This window comes from Streptomyces sp. NPDC107500, assembly GCF_055582785.1.
The window spans coordinates 411,273-424,466 of record NZ_JBVJPF010000007.1 but is presented as its reverse complement, the minus strand read 5'-3'; the positions used below and the strand labels follow the sequence as shown (position 1 = coordinate 424,466).

Genomic DNA, 13,194 nt, shown 5'->3' with positions numbered 1-13,194 from the left:
GGCCGGCCCGTGCGGACCCGCGTGCAGACGGTGCTGCTGCTGTTCGGCGTGCTCGCGGTGGCCGCGTTCGCCGTGCCGCTGCTGCTGTTCACCGCCTCCGACCGCACCCAGCAGCTGGTCCTCGCCCGCAGCTCCGACCTGGACCGCTTCGCCTCGCTCATGGACCGGGCGGCGGGCACCGGCGACACCTCGGCCGTCACCGCCGAGGCCGTGCGCTACACCCGGCTCTACGGCGAGCCCCTCGTCGTCACCGACACCCGCGGGCACCCCGTCGTGCAGACCGGCGGCATGCGCGCCGCCGACCCCGCCGTGGCCCGGATGGTCGACGCCGCCCTGCGCAACCAGACCGCCCACCCGGGCAGTGCCCTGCGCCCCTGGTCCCGGAGGCCCCGGATGTTCGCGGAGCCGGCGGGGACCGGGACCCAGGTCTCCGGCGCCGTGGTGCTGCGCGCCGACGTCACCGCGGCCGCGGAGGACGTCACCCGGCGCTGGGCGGCCGTGCTGGCCGGTACGGCGCTGGTCGCCCTCGGCTGCACGGTCCTGGCCCGCGCCGCGACCCGGTGGGTGGTCAGTCCGCTGCGCCGCCTCGACCGGGCCGTCGGCGAACTGGCCGCGGGACTCCCGCCCGAGCACACCCCACCCGTCGCCCCGCCGGGCCGGCGCGGCTCCGCCTCCGTCGGCGGGCCGCCCGAGCTGCGCCAACTGGCGACCGGGTTCAACCGCATGGCCCGCACCGTCACCGCGGCCCTCGAACAGCAGGGGCGGCTCGTCGCCGACACCTCGCACCAGATGCGCAACCCCATGGCCGCGCTCCGGCTGCGGGTCGACGCCCTCCACACCCACCTGCGGCCCTCGGGCGAGCGCACCTACACCGGCGTCAACACCGAACTGGACCGGCTCCAGGACCTCCTAGACGACATGCTGGCCCTCGCCACCGCCGAGCACCAGGCCGGGGAACTCACCGTGACCGACGGCTCCGGCGCCCGGTGCGACGCGGCCGAGGTCACGCTGACCCAGTACCGGCTGTGGGAGCCGGTGGCACGGCGGGCCGGGGTCCGGCTGACCGCCGAGGCCCCCGAACCCGTGCCGGCGGCCTGCACGGACCGGGAGCTGGCCCAGGTGACGGACATCCTGCTGGACAACGCGATCAAGTACGCGGGCGACGGCGCCCGGGTCCGGCTGCGCTGCGCCGCACAGGGCCCGTACGCGGCCGTCACCGTCACGGACGACGGCCCCGGCCTGCGCGACGAGGAGATCGCCCGCGCCACCACCCGCTTCTGGCGCTCGGCCCGGCAGACCGGGACATCCGGCACGGGCCTCGGACTCCCCATCGCCGAGCAACTCCTCACGGGCCGCACCGGCCGCCTGGAACTGACCCCCGCCCAGCCCCGTGGCCTGCGGGCCCGTGCGGTCGTACCCCGGGCGGACACCGAGGGAGGCCCGCAGTGAACCGGGATCCGCTGGTGGACGGCCACCCGTGGTGGGCGGTCCTACGGCTCAGGGAGCGGCGGGCGCGGGCCGTCGTGTCGCGCGCCCGGTCCGAAGGAGGTCCCCGGTGAACCGGCGTGCCGTCCTGCGGGCCGCCCTCGGCACGGCCGCCGCCGGGGCGCTCGGTGGGCTGGTCGCGGGGGACGGCGCGGTCGGCGCGTCCGGTCCGAGGGGGGTGCTGCGACTGGCCACGGGGGAGCCGACGGCCTTCTACGCCGCCTTCGGCCGCCTCCTCGCCACCCAGGTGGAAGCGGCCGGCTCCGGTCTGCGCTGCCGCGTCCGCACCACCGCCGGGAGCATCACCAACATCGAACTGCTCCGGGACGGCCACGCCGACCTCGGCCTCGTCCTCACCGACACCGCGCGGGCCGCCCAGGGCACCGGTCTCTTCCCGCGCCCCGTGCCCCTGAGGGCGATCGGCCGGGTCTACGAGACCTACCTCCAGCTGGCCGTGCGCGCCGACGCCCCGGTGCGTGGCGTGGCCGACCTCGCCGGGCACCCGGTCTCGCTCGGCGCCGTCGGCTCCGGCGCGGCCCTGCTCGGCGACCGTCTGCTGCGCGCCGCCGGTCTGTCGCCCGGCACCGACGTCCCGGTACGGCACCTGCGGCTGGCCGACGCGGCCGAGGCGCTGCGGACCGGTTCCGTCGTCGGCCTGCTCGTGGCCGGCGGCGTGCCGCTGCCCACCCTCACCGACCTGGACCGGGACCCGGGCCTGCGCTTCCTCCCGCTCGCCGGCCTCCTGCCCGGCCTCGGCGGCCGGGACGGCATGGCCGCCTCGGGGCTGGAGGAGGTGACCCTGCCGCAGAGCGCGTACCGCTCCTCGGCCGGCGTCGCCACCGTCGGCGTCTCCAACCTGCTGGTGTGCCGCCCCGACCTGGACCCCGCCGTGGCCGGCGCCCTCACCCGCCTCCTGGTCCGGCGCGCCCCCGAGTTCGTGCCCGACCACGCCGTCGGCGCGCAGTTCCTGGACGTGCGCAGCCTGATCGGCACGGGGGGTGTGCCGCTGCACGAGGGGGCGGTGGCGGCGTACCGGGCGTTGCACGGCTGACGGCGCGGATCCGTTGTCGGTGCCGGTCGTTACGCTCCCCGGAGCCACGACCGCACCGCCGCCCGCACCCTTCCCACCCTTCGCACCCTCCGCACCGGGAGCCGCCCCCATGCCGCCCACCGAGGCCGAACTCGCCGACGCCGTCCACCGCGCGGCCCGCGCCGCCCTCCTCGACCTCTTCCGGGAACACCCCGACGACCGCTTCTACTACTGCACCCTGGTCACCTCCGGCGAGGCCTACGGCCCGGCACTGTCCGCATGGTCCGTGGAGGCCCTGGCGGCGGAGGCGGCACGGCAGGGCTGCGCGCCGCTCGACCTCAAGTGGTCCTACGCCGACTCCCCGTTCTGCTGCTACGGCGAACGGCACCTGGAGCCCGTACGCCCCCTGTTCGAGGCCCGTGGCGAGCTGTTCGACCTGCCCGACGACGAGGCCGACGCGGAATTCGACCTGCGGCTGCGGGCGATGGAGACGGCCATGGCCCGGCTGGACGCCGAAGGGCTCTTCGGTACCGGCGCCGACCGTCACTCCGTCGTCGTCACCGTCGAGGTGCCCTCCGAGCCGGGCAACGACGAGCGGGTGCTCCGGCTGAACCCGCCCCGGGCCCTGACGGAGTGGCGCGAGGAGGCCGCCGTGGCGGAGGACGTGTGAGCGGCCCCGACACGGGCCCCGCGCTGTTCTAGAGTGACTTCCGCCAGTGGCACGACGGACCTGTGAGGTACTCACCAGCCATGACGACCGAAACGTTTGAGTTCCAGGTAGAGGCACGTCAGCTTCTCCAGCTGATGATTCACTCCGTCTACTCGAACAAGGATGTCTTCCTGCGCGAGCTCGTCTCCAACGCCTCGGACGCGCTGGACAAGCTGCGCCTCGCCGCGCTGCGCGACGACGCCCCCGGCGCCGACGTGAGCGACCTGCACGTCGAGTTGGAGATCGACAAGGACGCCCGCACGCTGACCGTGCGGGACAACGGCATCGGCATGTCGTACGACGAGGTCACCCAGCTGATCGGCACCATCGCCAACTCGGGCACCGCCAAGTTCCTCCAGGAGCTGCGCGACGCCCAGGACGCCGCCGGGGCCGACGGGCTGATCGGGCAGTTCGGCGTCGGCTTCTACTCGGGCTTCATGGTCGCGGACGAGGTCACCCTCGTCACCCGGCACGCCGGAGAGACCCAGGGCACCCGGTGGACCTCGCGCGGCGAGGGCACGTACACCCTGGAGCGGCTCGACGAGGCCCCGCAGGGGACCGCCGTCACCCTGCACCTGAAGCCGGCCGACTCCGACGACCAGCTCCACGACTACACCTCCGCCTGGAAGATCAGGGAGATCGTCAAGCGGTACTCGGACTTCATCACCTGGCCGGTCCGCCTGCTGCCGGAGCCGGGCGAGAACGCCGCCGAGGACGGCGCCGCGGACGGCGCCGAGGACCGCGAGCCGGAGACGCTCAACTCGATGAAGGCCCTGTGGGCGCGCCCGCGCGACGAGGTCTCCGACGAGGAGTACCACGAGCTGTACAAGCACATCGGCCACGACTGGCGGGACCCGCTGGAGACGATCCGGCTCCAGGCCGAGGGCACCTTCGAGTACCAGGCCCTCCTCTTCATCCCCTCGCACGCCCCGCACGACCTGTCCACCCGGGGCTACCAGCGCGGCGTCCAGCTCTATGTGAAGCGCGTCTTCATCATGGAGGACTGCGAGGAACTGCTGCCGCCCTACCTCCGCTTCGTCAAGGGCGTCGTCGACGCGCAGGACCTCTCGCTCAACGTCTCGCGCGAGATCCTCCAGCAGGACCGCCACATCCGCATGATCCAGCGGCGGCTGACCAAGAAGGTCCTCGCCACCGTCAAGGACCTCGGGACCTCCGCGCCGGACCGCTACACCACGTTCTGGCGGGAGTTCGGCGCGGTGCTGAAGGAGGGGCTGGTCACCGACTCCGACAACCGGGACGCGATCCTCGCCGCCTGCTCGTTCGAGACCACGCACGACGCCGACGCGCCGACCACGCTGAAGAGCTACGTGGAGCGGATGAAGGACGGCCAGGACGACATCTACTTCATGACGGGCGAGTCCCGGCGGGCCATCGAGAACTCCCCGCACATGGAGGCGTTCCGGGCCAAGGGCGTCGAGGTCCTGCTGCTCACCGACCCCGTCGACGAGGTCTGGGTCGACGCGGTGGGGGAGTACGAGGGGAAGGCGCTGCGCTCGGTCGCCAAGGGCGACATCGACCTGTCCGGCACCGAGGAGGAGAAGAGCGGGGCCGAGAAGGAGAAGCAGGGCGAGGAGTACGCCGGGCTGCTCGGCTGGATGACGGAGCACCTGGGCGAGGACGTCAAGGAGGTCCGCCTCTCCTCCCGGCTGACGGTGTCGCCGGCCTGCGTCGTCTCCGACTCGGGCGAACTCACGCCCGCCCTGGAGAACATGTACCGGGCGATGGGCCAGGAGGTCCCCGAGGCCAAGCGGATCCTGGAGCTCAACCCCGAGCACCAGCTGGTGAAGACCCTCAACCGGGCCTACGCCGACCGGCAGGACCGTACGGAACTCACCGAGACCGCGGAGCTGCTGCACACCCTCGCGGTGCTGGCCGAGGGCGGCCGGCCGAAGGAACCCGCCCGCTTCGTGCAGCTGATGGCGGACCGCCTGGAGCGCACCGTCTAGCGGCGCACCCGGCCCGGGGCGCTCCGGCACGCCCGCCGCCCGCCATCCGCATGGCGAGACGGCATGGCATCCGGAGCGCCCCGGTCCGTATATTCGCACGCATGTCTGCCTCGGCTCCGCTGCTGTGCCTCGCGCTCTTCGCGTGCTCGGCGTGGTGCGTCGACGACGGCCTCTGTCGCCGCTGAGACCGGACCGGCCGGACGATCCGCGCCGCCGGTCCGCCAGCCCGTCCGCCGTCCCCGTGCACCACACCGGAGATCTTCCGTGACCACCGCACCCCCTGCCGGGTCGCCCCCGGCCGCGCCGCCGCGCGCGTCCTCCTCCCTCTTCGCCCCCGCTCCCACCTCATCCGCCCGGCCCGAGGCGCCGCCCCTGCCGCCGGTGCGGCGAACGCCCCTCGTGGTGTCCGGGCTGCTCGCCGCCGCCCTGACGGCCTACGTGTGGGCCGCGCACGGCGCCAAGCCCGGCGTGCTGCTCCTGCTGGGCCTCGGTCTGGGTGTGGCCCTCTTCCACTCCCGGTTCGGCTTCACGTCGGCCTGGCGGCAGCTGGTCGCCGTCGGCAACGGCGCCGGGCTGCGCGCCCACGCCCTGCTGCTGGGCACCACGGCCACCCTGTTCGCCCTGCTCATCGGCACCGGGACCGGACTGTTCGGCTCCCAGCCGGCCCCGTCCGCGGGACCGATCGGCGTCGGTCTGTTCGCCGGCTCGGCGCTCTTCGCGATCGGCATGCAGCTCGGCGGCGCCTGCGCCTCGGGCACCCTCTTCGCGGTCGGCTCGGGACAGACGTCGATCGTGCTGACCCTCGGCGGCTTCGTCGCGGGCGCCACGCTGGCGGCCTGGCAGTTCGACCTGTGGAAGGACCTCCCGGCCTGGGAACCCGTCGTGCTCTCCGACCACATCGGCTGGCTCGGCTCCTGGGCCGTGACCATCGGGGCGCTGCTCCTCGTGGTGCTGGTCACCCGGCGCGTCCAGGCCCGCCGCAACCCGCCGCCCCTCGGCACCGTGCCCTCGGCGCGCGGCGCCGCGCTGCGGGCCGTCCGGGGCTCCTGGCCGCTGGCCGCCGGTGCCCTCGTACTTGCGGTGCTCGGCGCGGGCGTCCTGCTGGTCTCCGGCGGCGCCTGGGGCGTCACCAGCGCTTTCAGCCTCTGGGGCTCGGAACTGGTGGGCGCGCTCGGCGGGCACCCGGAGAACTGGACCTGGTGGCGGCAGCCCGGCAACGCCGAGATGCTCGCGGGCCCGGTCCTCGCCGACAAGACCAGCCTCACCGACATCGGCATCATGATCGGCGCGGCCGTCGCCGCCGCGGTCGGCGGCACCTGGGCGCTGCACCGGGGCGTCCCCTGGCGCACGGCGGTCGCCGCGGTGCTCGGCGGCCTGCTGATGGGCGTCGGCGCCCGGCTGGCCGGCGGCTGCAACATCGGCGCCTACCTGGCGGGCATCGCCTCGGGCAGCCTCAGCGGCTGGCTCTGGGGCGCCTTCGCCCTGGCGGGCACCTGGGTGGGTCTGAAGCTGCGCCCCCTGTTCGGCCTGGGCAACCCCAAGCCGGGCGACGGCGTCTGCTGAACGGGGAAGCCCGTGCGGCACAGGGGTCAGGCCTGTGCCGCACGGGCGGCTAGGGGGTGCGCCGGTCCGTGGTGGTGACGCGGGCGACGGCCTCCAGGGTGAGGGCGCGGCCGTGCGGCTCGCGGGCCAGGGCGCGGTGCAGTGTCAGTCCCTCGATCAGCGCGTCGAGCTGGCGGGCCGTGTCCGGGTCGAAGTGCTTCTCCAGGTGCACCCGGCTGCGCCGCATCCACTCGTGGGTCAGCTCGCGGTAGGCGGGCTGCCGCGCGGCGAGCGTGTACAGCTCCTGGGTGAGGATCAGGTCCCGCTGGCTGCCCTCCGACAGCTCGTGCACCAGGTCGGCCACCGCCGCGCGGGCCTCGTCGCGGTCGGCCGCGGCGCCGAGATACGCGTCGAAGACGGCGACGATGTGGTCGGTGAAACGGCCGAACGCCTCCCGGAGCAGCTCCTCGATGCCGCTGAAGTGGTACGTCATCGAGCCCAGGGGGACCCCCGCGCGCGTCGCGATCTTCCGGTGGGAGACGCGTGCGATGCCTTCCTCGGCGATCAGGTCGAGGGTGGCGGCGATGATGCGCTCGCGGCGCTGCGGGTCCGTGTGTCCGGTTGCCATGGGAGCAGGCTTACACGTTCCGCACCGGCCGGGCAGGGTTGCCGACGGCGACGACGTTCGCGGGCACGTCCTTGGTGACGACCGCGCCCGCGCCGATGACGGAGTTGTCCCCGATGGTCACGCCGGGCAGCACGACGGCACCGCCGCCCAGCCAGACGTTGTCTCCGATGGTGATGGGCAGCGCCGCCTCCAGCTTGTCCCGCCGGGGCTCCGGCTCCAGCGGGTGGGTGGGGGTCAGCAACTGCACGTTCGGGCCGATCTGGCAGTCCTCCCCGATGGTGATCGCCGCGACGTCCAGCGCGGTGAGGTTGTAGTTGACGAAGGTGCGCGCGCCGATCGTGATGTTGCTGCCGTAGTCGACGTACAGCGGAGGCCGTACGTGCGCCTCGGCGCCCAGCGAGCCGAGCAGCTCGGCGAGGACCGGCCGCGCGGCCGTGGCGTCCTCCGCGTACGCCGCCTGGTAGCGGGCGGCCAGCCGTACGGCCTCCTGCTGCCTGCGGGCGATCTCCGGGTCGTCGGCGATGTAGAGGTCGCCCGCCTGCATGCGTTCGAGGTTCGTGCGGGAGTCGCCCGCGAAGTGGTCCTTCGGCATGCGCACGATCGTACCCCTGGAGCGTACGAACGTACACTCCCGTGCGCGCGGAGCCCCGGGCCGACCCGTACGGCGGCACCGCTCAGCGGCGCCGGGGCTGGAGCACTCCGGCGAGCAGCAGCACCAGGAGTCCGGCGAGCGGCACGACCAGCAGCCCCACCCGCAGACTCGTCGCGTCGGCGACGAGGCCCACGACCGGCGGGGAGAGCAGGAAGCCCAGGCGCATGAGCCAGGAGACGATCGTCAGCCCCGAACCGGGCTTCAGGCCGGGTAGTTCGTCGGCCTCGTGCATCGCCGCCGGGACCAGGGTCGCCACCCCGAAACCGGCCGCGGCGAACCCGAGCACCGTCCCGGGCACCGTGGGCACGGCCAGCGCCAGACCCATGCCGACCGCGGCGATCAGCGCGCCGGATCGGGCCACGGCGCGCTGGCCGAACCGGTCCACGAGCCGGTCCCCGATGAGCCGCCCGACGAACTGCGCCCCGACCAGGGCGACATAGCCGGAGGCGGCCAGCGCCACCGACGCGTGCAGCGAGTCGGAGAGGTAGAGGGTGGCCCACGAACTGCCCGCGTCCTCGACCAGGGTGCCGGCCGTGGCGATGAGGACGAGCGCCGCCAGCACGTAGCGGATCCGCGCGCCCGTGGCCGGGGCCGGCGCCGTCCGTCGCGCGCCGTCCCCGCCGTCCTCCTCCTCGGCCGCCTCGGTCTCCGGGCCCGGCAGGCAGAACCGCAGTGCCACGCAGGCCGCCACCGCGAACACCACGCCGGAGAAGAGCAGATGCTGGCCCCGGGGCACGCCGAGCGCGATCGCGCCGGCGGCCATGGAACCGCCGGTGACGGCGCCGATGGACCAGATGGCGTGGAAGGAGTTGATGATGGAGCGTCCGTAGCGCCGCTGCACCCGCAGGCCGTGCGCGTTCTGCGCGACGTCGGTGAACGCGTCCATCGCGCCCGCCAGGAACAGCGCCCCGGCGAACACCACGACCGAATCCGCCAGTCCGGCGGCCAGGATCCCCACGCCGGTCAGCAGCGTGCCGCCGACCGCCACCCGCGCCGAGCCGAACCGGCGGACGAGTATCCCGGCCGCTAGTCCGGCCGCGATCGCGCCCGCCGGGAACGCGGCCACGGCCAGCCCGTAGGCGGCGTTGCCGATCCCGAGATCGGCCTTGATCTGCGGATAACGCGGCAGCAGGTTGGCGAACAACGCCCCGTTGGTGAAGAAGAGCACGGCGACGGCCACCCGGGCCCGCCGGTCGGCCGGCGCGGCCCGGCGCAGTACGTCGACAGTCATGCGGGGAGCCTACAGGTGTGAGCGTACGAACGTACACTCCGCTCCCGGACCCTGCCGAAAACCGATGTCGTGCCGGGGCCGTCGCGGCGATCATGGGACCGACCCGTGCCGCCCCGACCGTGAGGAACCCACCGCCATGCCCGTGCCCGCAGACCCGACGGTGCTCCACCCGATGCCCGAGCACCCGCGAGTGGTGCTCCTCAGACCGCTGGTGAAGTCCCCGCTCATCGAGGTGGGGGAGTACTCTTACTACGACGACCCCGACGACGCGACGGCCTTCGAGACCCGCAACGTGCTCTACCACTACGGCCCGGAGAAGCTCGTGATCGGCCGGTTCTGCGCGCTGGGCACCGGCACCCGGTTCCTCATGAACGGCGCCAACCACCGGATGGACGGCCCCTCGACCTTCCCCTTCCCCAGCATGGGCGGCTCCTGGTCCGAGCACTTCGACCTGCTCACCGGCCTGCCCGGCCGGGGGGACACCGTCGTCGGCAACGACGTCTGGTTCGGCCACGGCGCCACCGTCATGCCCGGGGTCCGCATCGGCCACGGCGCGATCGTCGGGGCGGGCTCCGTGGTCACCCGGGACGTGCCCGACTACGGCATCGTCGGCGGCAACCCGGCCCGGCTGGTGCGCACCCGCTTCAGCGACGAGGACGTGGCCCGGCTGCTCGCGGTGGCCTGGTGGGACTGGCCCGCCTCACTCATCACCGAGCACGTCCGGACGATCATGTCCGGCACCATCGAGGACCTGGAGGCGGCGGCTCCGCGCGACGGGCGTGGATGACCGCGCGCCCCGTCTGCGCGAAGAGGCCGGCACCCAGCGGGCAGCCCCTCCGGCGCCGCCGCTCCGTTTGCGGAGCCACCGGCATCGGGTTTTCGTGGAGGGGTCGCGTCGCCCGTCCCGGGAGCTGTCATGTCGATGTCGTCGTTCGGTTTCGGCTCGTCCGATCCCTTCAGTGACCTGCTGAACCGCTTCTTCGGCATGTCCCCCGCCTCGTCGCCGCCGGCGGTCCAGCGCGTGCCGATCGGCCGGCTGCTCACCGAGTCCTCCCGGGAACTGCTCAACCTGGCCGGACGGCGGGCCCTGGAGGACGGGACGTCCGACCTGGACACCGAGCACCTGCTGTGGGCGGCCACGCAGGTCGAGCCCGCCCGCGGCCTGCTCGCCCGGGCCGGCGCCGACCCCGACGCCCTCGGGTCCCAGATCGCCGAGGTGCTGCCCCGCGAGGCGGTCGAGCCGTCCGCGGAACCGGGCCTCACCCCGGCCGCCAAACGGACCCTCGCCACCGCCTACGCCCGCTCCCAGGCGGCCGGCGTCTCCTACATCGGCCCCGAGCACATCCTCGGCGCGCTGCTCGACGGCGGCGACAGCGGCGCGGCCCGGCTGCTGAGCGCGGAGGGCCAGGACGTCACGAAACTGGCGGGGCTGACGGAGCAGGCCGGTCGCGCGGAGGCCGCCCCCGGCGAGAACGGCACCCGGCAGCCGGCCACGACCCTCGACGAGTTCGGGCGGGACCTGACGGAGGAGGCGAAGGCCGGGAAGCTCGACCCGGTCGTCGGACGGGCCGAGGAGATCGAGGAGACCGTAGAGATCCTCTCCCGCCGCTCCAAGAACAACCCCGTGCTGATCGGCGAACCGGGCGTCGGCAAGACCGCGATCGTCGAGGGCCTCGCCCAGCGCATCGTCGCCGGGGAGGTGCCGGACACCCTCAAGGACAAGCGGGTCGTCGTGCTCGACCTGTCCGCCATGGTGGCGGGGGCACAGTACCGCGGACAGTTCGAGGAGCGGCTGAAGAAGGTCATCGAGGACGTCCAGCAGGCCCGCGGCGAGATCATCCTGTTCATCGACGAACTCCACACCGTGGTCGGGGCCGGCGCGACCGGCGAGGGCTCGATGGACGCCGGCAACATGCTCAAGCCCGCCCTCGCGCGCGGTGAGCTGCACGTGGTGGGCGCGACCACCATCGACGAGTACCGCAAGTACGTCGAGAAGGACGCGGCCCTCGAACGCCGCTTCCAGCCCGTGATGGTGCCGGAGCCCAGCGTCGAGGAGACGGTGCAGATCCTGGAGGGCCTGCGGGACGCGTACGAGGCGCACCACCAGGTCCGCTTCGCCGACGGCGCCCTGGCGGCCGCGGCGGAACTCTCCGACCGCTACGTCAGCGACCGCTTCCTGCCCGACAAGGCCATCGACGTCATGGACCAGGCGGGCGCCCGGGTGCGGCTGCGCAGCGCCGCCCGCTCCACCGAGGTCGTCGGCCGCGAGGACCGCATCGCCGAGCTGCGCCGGGAACAGGAGCAGGCCGTCGCCGCCGAGGACTACGACCGGGCCGGCACCCTCAAGCAGGAGATCGCCGAGGCACAGGGCGAACTCGCCGGCATCGAGGAGCGGCGCGAGGGCGTCGTCTCGGTCACCGCCGACGACATCGCCGACGTGATCTCCCGGCGCACCGGCATCCCCGTCTCCCAGCTGACGGCCGGCGAGAAGGAGCGGCTGCTCAAGCTGGAGGAGGAGATGCACGCCCGGATCGTCGGCCAGGACGAGGCCGTCGGCGCCGTCTCCCGGGCCGTGCGACGCAACCGGGCCGGCATGGGCGACCCGAACCGCCCCGTGGGCTCCTTCCTCTTCCTCGGCCCCACCGGCGTGGGCAAGACGGAGCTGGCCAAGACCCTCGCCGAGCTGCTGTTCGGCGAGGAGAGCCGCATGGTCCGCTTCGACATGAGCGAGTTCCAGGAGAAGCACACCGTCGCCCGCCTCGTCGGCGCGCCGCCCGGATACGTCGGCTACGAGGAGGCGGGCCAGCTCACCGAGAAGGTCCGCCGGCAGCCCTACAGCGTGGTCCTGTTCGACGAGGTCGAGAAGGCCCACCCCGATGTCTTCAACACGCTGCTCCAGATCCTCGACGACGGGCGCCTCACCGACGCCCAGGGCCGCACCGTCGACTTCCGGCACTGCGTCGTCATCATGACCTCCAACATCGGCGCCCACCGCATCCTCGACCACAAGGGCGACGTCTCCGACCTCAAGGACGAGCTGATGGAGGAGTTGCGGACCAGGTTCCTGCCGGAGTTCCTCAACCGCATCGACGACATCATCGTCTTCCACGGCCTCACCGAGCAGGACCTCTCCCGGATCGTCGACCACCTGCTCGCCCAGAGCGAGCGGCGGGTGCACGCGCAGGGCATGACCCTGAAGGTCACGGAGGCCGCCAAGAAGCTGCTGATCGCCCACGGCCACCAGCCGGAGTTCGGCGCCCGCCCGCTGCGCCGCACCATCCAGACCGAACTCGACAACCGCATCGCCGACCTGCTGCTGGGCGGCGAGGCCGACCCCGGCGACACCATCGTCGCCGACGTGGTCCAGGACTCCCTCCACTGCACGGTCACCAAGGGCGACGCCGCCGGGGCCGGGAAGGCGGACCAGGCATGACCGCCGTAGACGAGACGATCGAGGTCGCGGTACCGGTGCGGGCCGCCTACGACCAGTGGACCCAGTTCAAGAGCTTCCCGAGGTTCACGGCCACCGTGCTCCGGGTCGAGCAGGTCAGGCCCGCCCTGATCCAGTGGGTCGTCGGCCGCGGTCCGGTGCGCCGAGAGTTCGCCACCGAGATCGTCGAGCAGGTGCCCGACTCGCACCTCGTCTGGCGCGGACTCGGGCGCCGGCCCCGCCACCGGGGCGAGGTGCGCTTCCGGGCCGCCGGTGACGGGCGCACGGCGATCACGGTGCGCCTGTGGATCGAGCCGCGCGGCCCCCTCGGCCTGCTCGCCGCCGTGCCCGGGGCGGCGCGCCGGGTGGTGCGCCGGGAGCTGGCGAACTTCGGGACGTTCATCGAGGGCCACGGACAGGCCGGCGGGGGCTGGCGGGGAACCATCCGGGGCGGCCAGGTCCGGCCGCAGGAGCCGGAACCGCCCAGGAGCCGGGTCGCGGGCTGGCCGGTGGGCTGAAC

The 13,194-nt window shown here is 73.7% G+C and carries 11 protein-coding genes; 8 read left to right on the top strand and 3 right to left on the bottom strand.

What is annotated here, in order from left to right:
- Positions 1–9 precede the first annotated feature (9 nt).
- The 5 genes from ACZ67M_RS28380 to ACZ67M_RS28360 all read left to right on the top strand — a co-directional run bounded on the left by ACZ67M_RS28380 (position 10) and on the right by ACZ67M_RS28360 (position 6,754).
- The gene (locus tag ACZ67M_RS28380; protein ID WP_469853426.1) at positions 10–1,449 is read left to right on the top strand and encodes a sensor histidine kinase; all 1,440 of its coding nucleotides are present in this window, start codon (positions 10–12) and stop codon (positions 1,447–1,449) included.
- Between the two features lie 106 nt (positions 1,450–1,555).
- Positions 1,556–2,536, top strand: a complete 981-nt coding sequence (locus ACZ67M_RS28375; RefSeq protein ID WP_469853424.1) for a TAXI family TRAP transporter solute-binding subunit — start codon at positions 1,556–1,558, stop codon at positions 2,534–2,536.
- A gap of 109 nt (positions 2,537–2,645) precedes the next feature.
- On the top strand, positions 2,646–3,185 hold the full coding sequence (locus tag ACZ67M_RS28370) for a DUF4303 domain-containing protein (RefSeq protein ID WP_361362869.1): 540 nt from the start codon (positions 2,646–2,648) through the stop codon (positions 3,183–3,185).
- A gap of 80 nt (positions 3,186–3,265) precedes the next feature.
- The gene (gene htpG, locus ACZ67M_RS28365; RefSeq protein WP_469853422.1) at positions 3,266–5,191 is read left to right on the top strand and encodes a molecular chaperone HtpG; all 1,926 of its coding nucleotides are present in this window, start codon (positions 3,266–3,268) and stop codon (positions 5,189–5,191) included.
- Between the two features lie 264 nt (positions 5,192–5,455).
- On the top strand, positions 5,456–6,754 hold the full coding sequence (locus ACZ67M_RS28360) for a YeeE/YedE family protein (RefSeq protein WP_469853420.1): 1,299 nt from the start codon (positions 5,456–5,458) through the stop codon (positions 6,752–6,754).
- A 49-nt stretch (positions 6,755–6,803) separates the two neighbouring features.
- Here ACZ67M_RS28360 and ACZ67M_RS28355 read toward each other — a convergent pair whose 3' ends face one another.
- The 3 genes from ACZ67M_RS28355 to ACZ67M_RS28345 all read right to left on the bottom strand — a co-directional run bounded on the left by ACZ67M_RS28355 (position 6,804) and on the right by ACZ67M_RS28345 (position 9,244).
- On the bottom strand, positions 6,804–7,361 hold the full coding sequence (locus tag ACZ67M_RS28355) for a TetR/AcrR family transcriptional regulator (RefSeq protein WP_122617821.1): 558 nt from the start codon (positions 7,359–7,361) through the stop codon (positions 6,804–6,806).
- Between the two features lie 10 nt (positions 7,362–7,371).
- Positions 7,372–7,953, bottom strand: coding sequence for a sugar O-acetyltransferase (locus ACZ67M_RS28350; protein WP_392104522.1), 582 nt, complete (start codon positions 7,951–7,953; stop codon positions 7,372–7,374).
- Between the two features lie 82 nt (positions 7,954–8,035).
- The gene (locus tag ACZ67M_RS28345; RefSeq protein WP_385803430.1) at positions 8,036–9,244 is read right to left on the bottom strand and encodes an MFS transporter; all 1,209 of its coding nucleotides are present in this window, start codon (positions 9,242–9,244) and stop codon (positions 8,036–8,038) included.
- Positions 9,245–9,380: 136 nt separating this feature from the next.
- Between ACZ67M_RS28345 and ACZ67M_RS28340 the strand changes: the two genes are divergently transcribed.
- The 3 genes from ACZ67M_RS28340 (at position 9,381) to ACZ67M_RS28330 (ending at position 13,192) form a co-directional block, all read left to right on the top strand.
- Positions 9,381–10,031, top strand: a complete 651-nt coding sequence (locus ACZ67M_RS28340) for a CatB-related O-acetyltransferase (protein WP_361362883.1) — start codon at positions 9,381–9,383, stop codon at positions 10,029–10,031.
- A gap of 129 nt (positions 10,032–10,160) precedes the next feature.
- The gene (locus ACZ67M_RS28335) at positions 10,161–12,677 is read left to right on the top strand and encodes an ATP-dependent Clp protease ATP-binding subunit (protein WP_392014564.1); all 2,517 of its coding nucleotides are present in this window, start codon (positions 10,161–10,163) and stop codon (positions 12,675–12,677) included.
- Entirely contained in the window at positions 12,674–13,192 is a 519-nt protein-coding gene (locus tag ACZ67M_RS28330) for an SRPBCC family protein (protein WP_161327752.1), read from the top strand. Before ACZ67M_RS28335 ends, ACZ67M_RS28330 begins: the two co-directional genes overlap by 4 nt.
- Positions 13,193–13,194 lie beyond the last annotated feature (2 nt).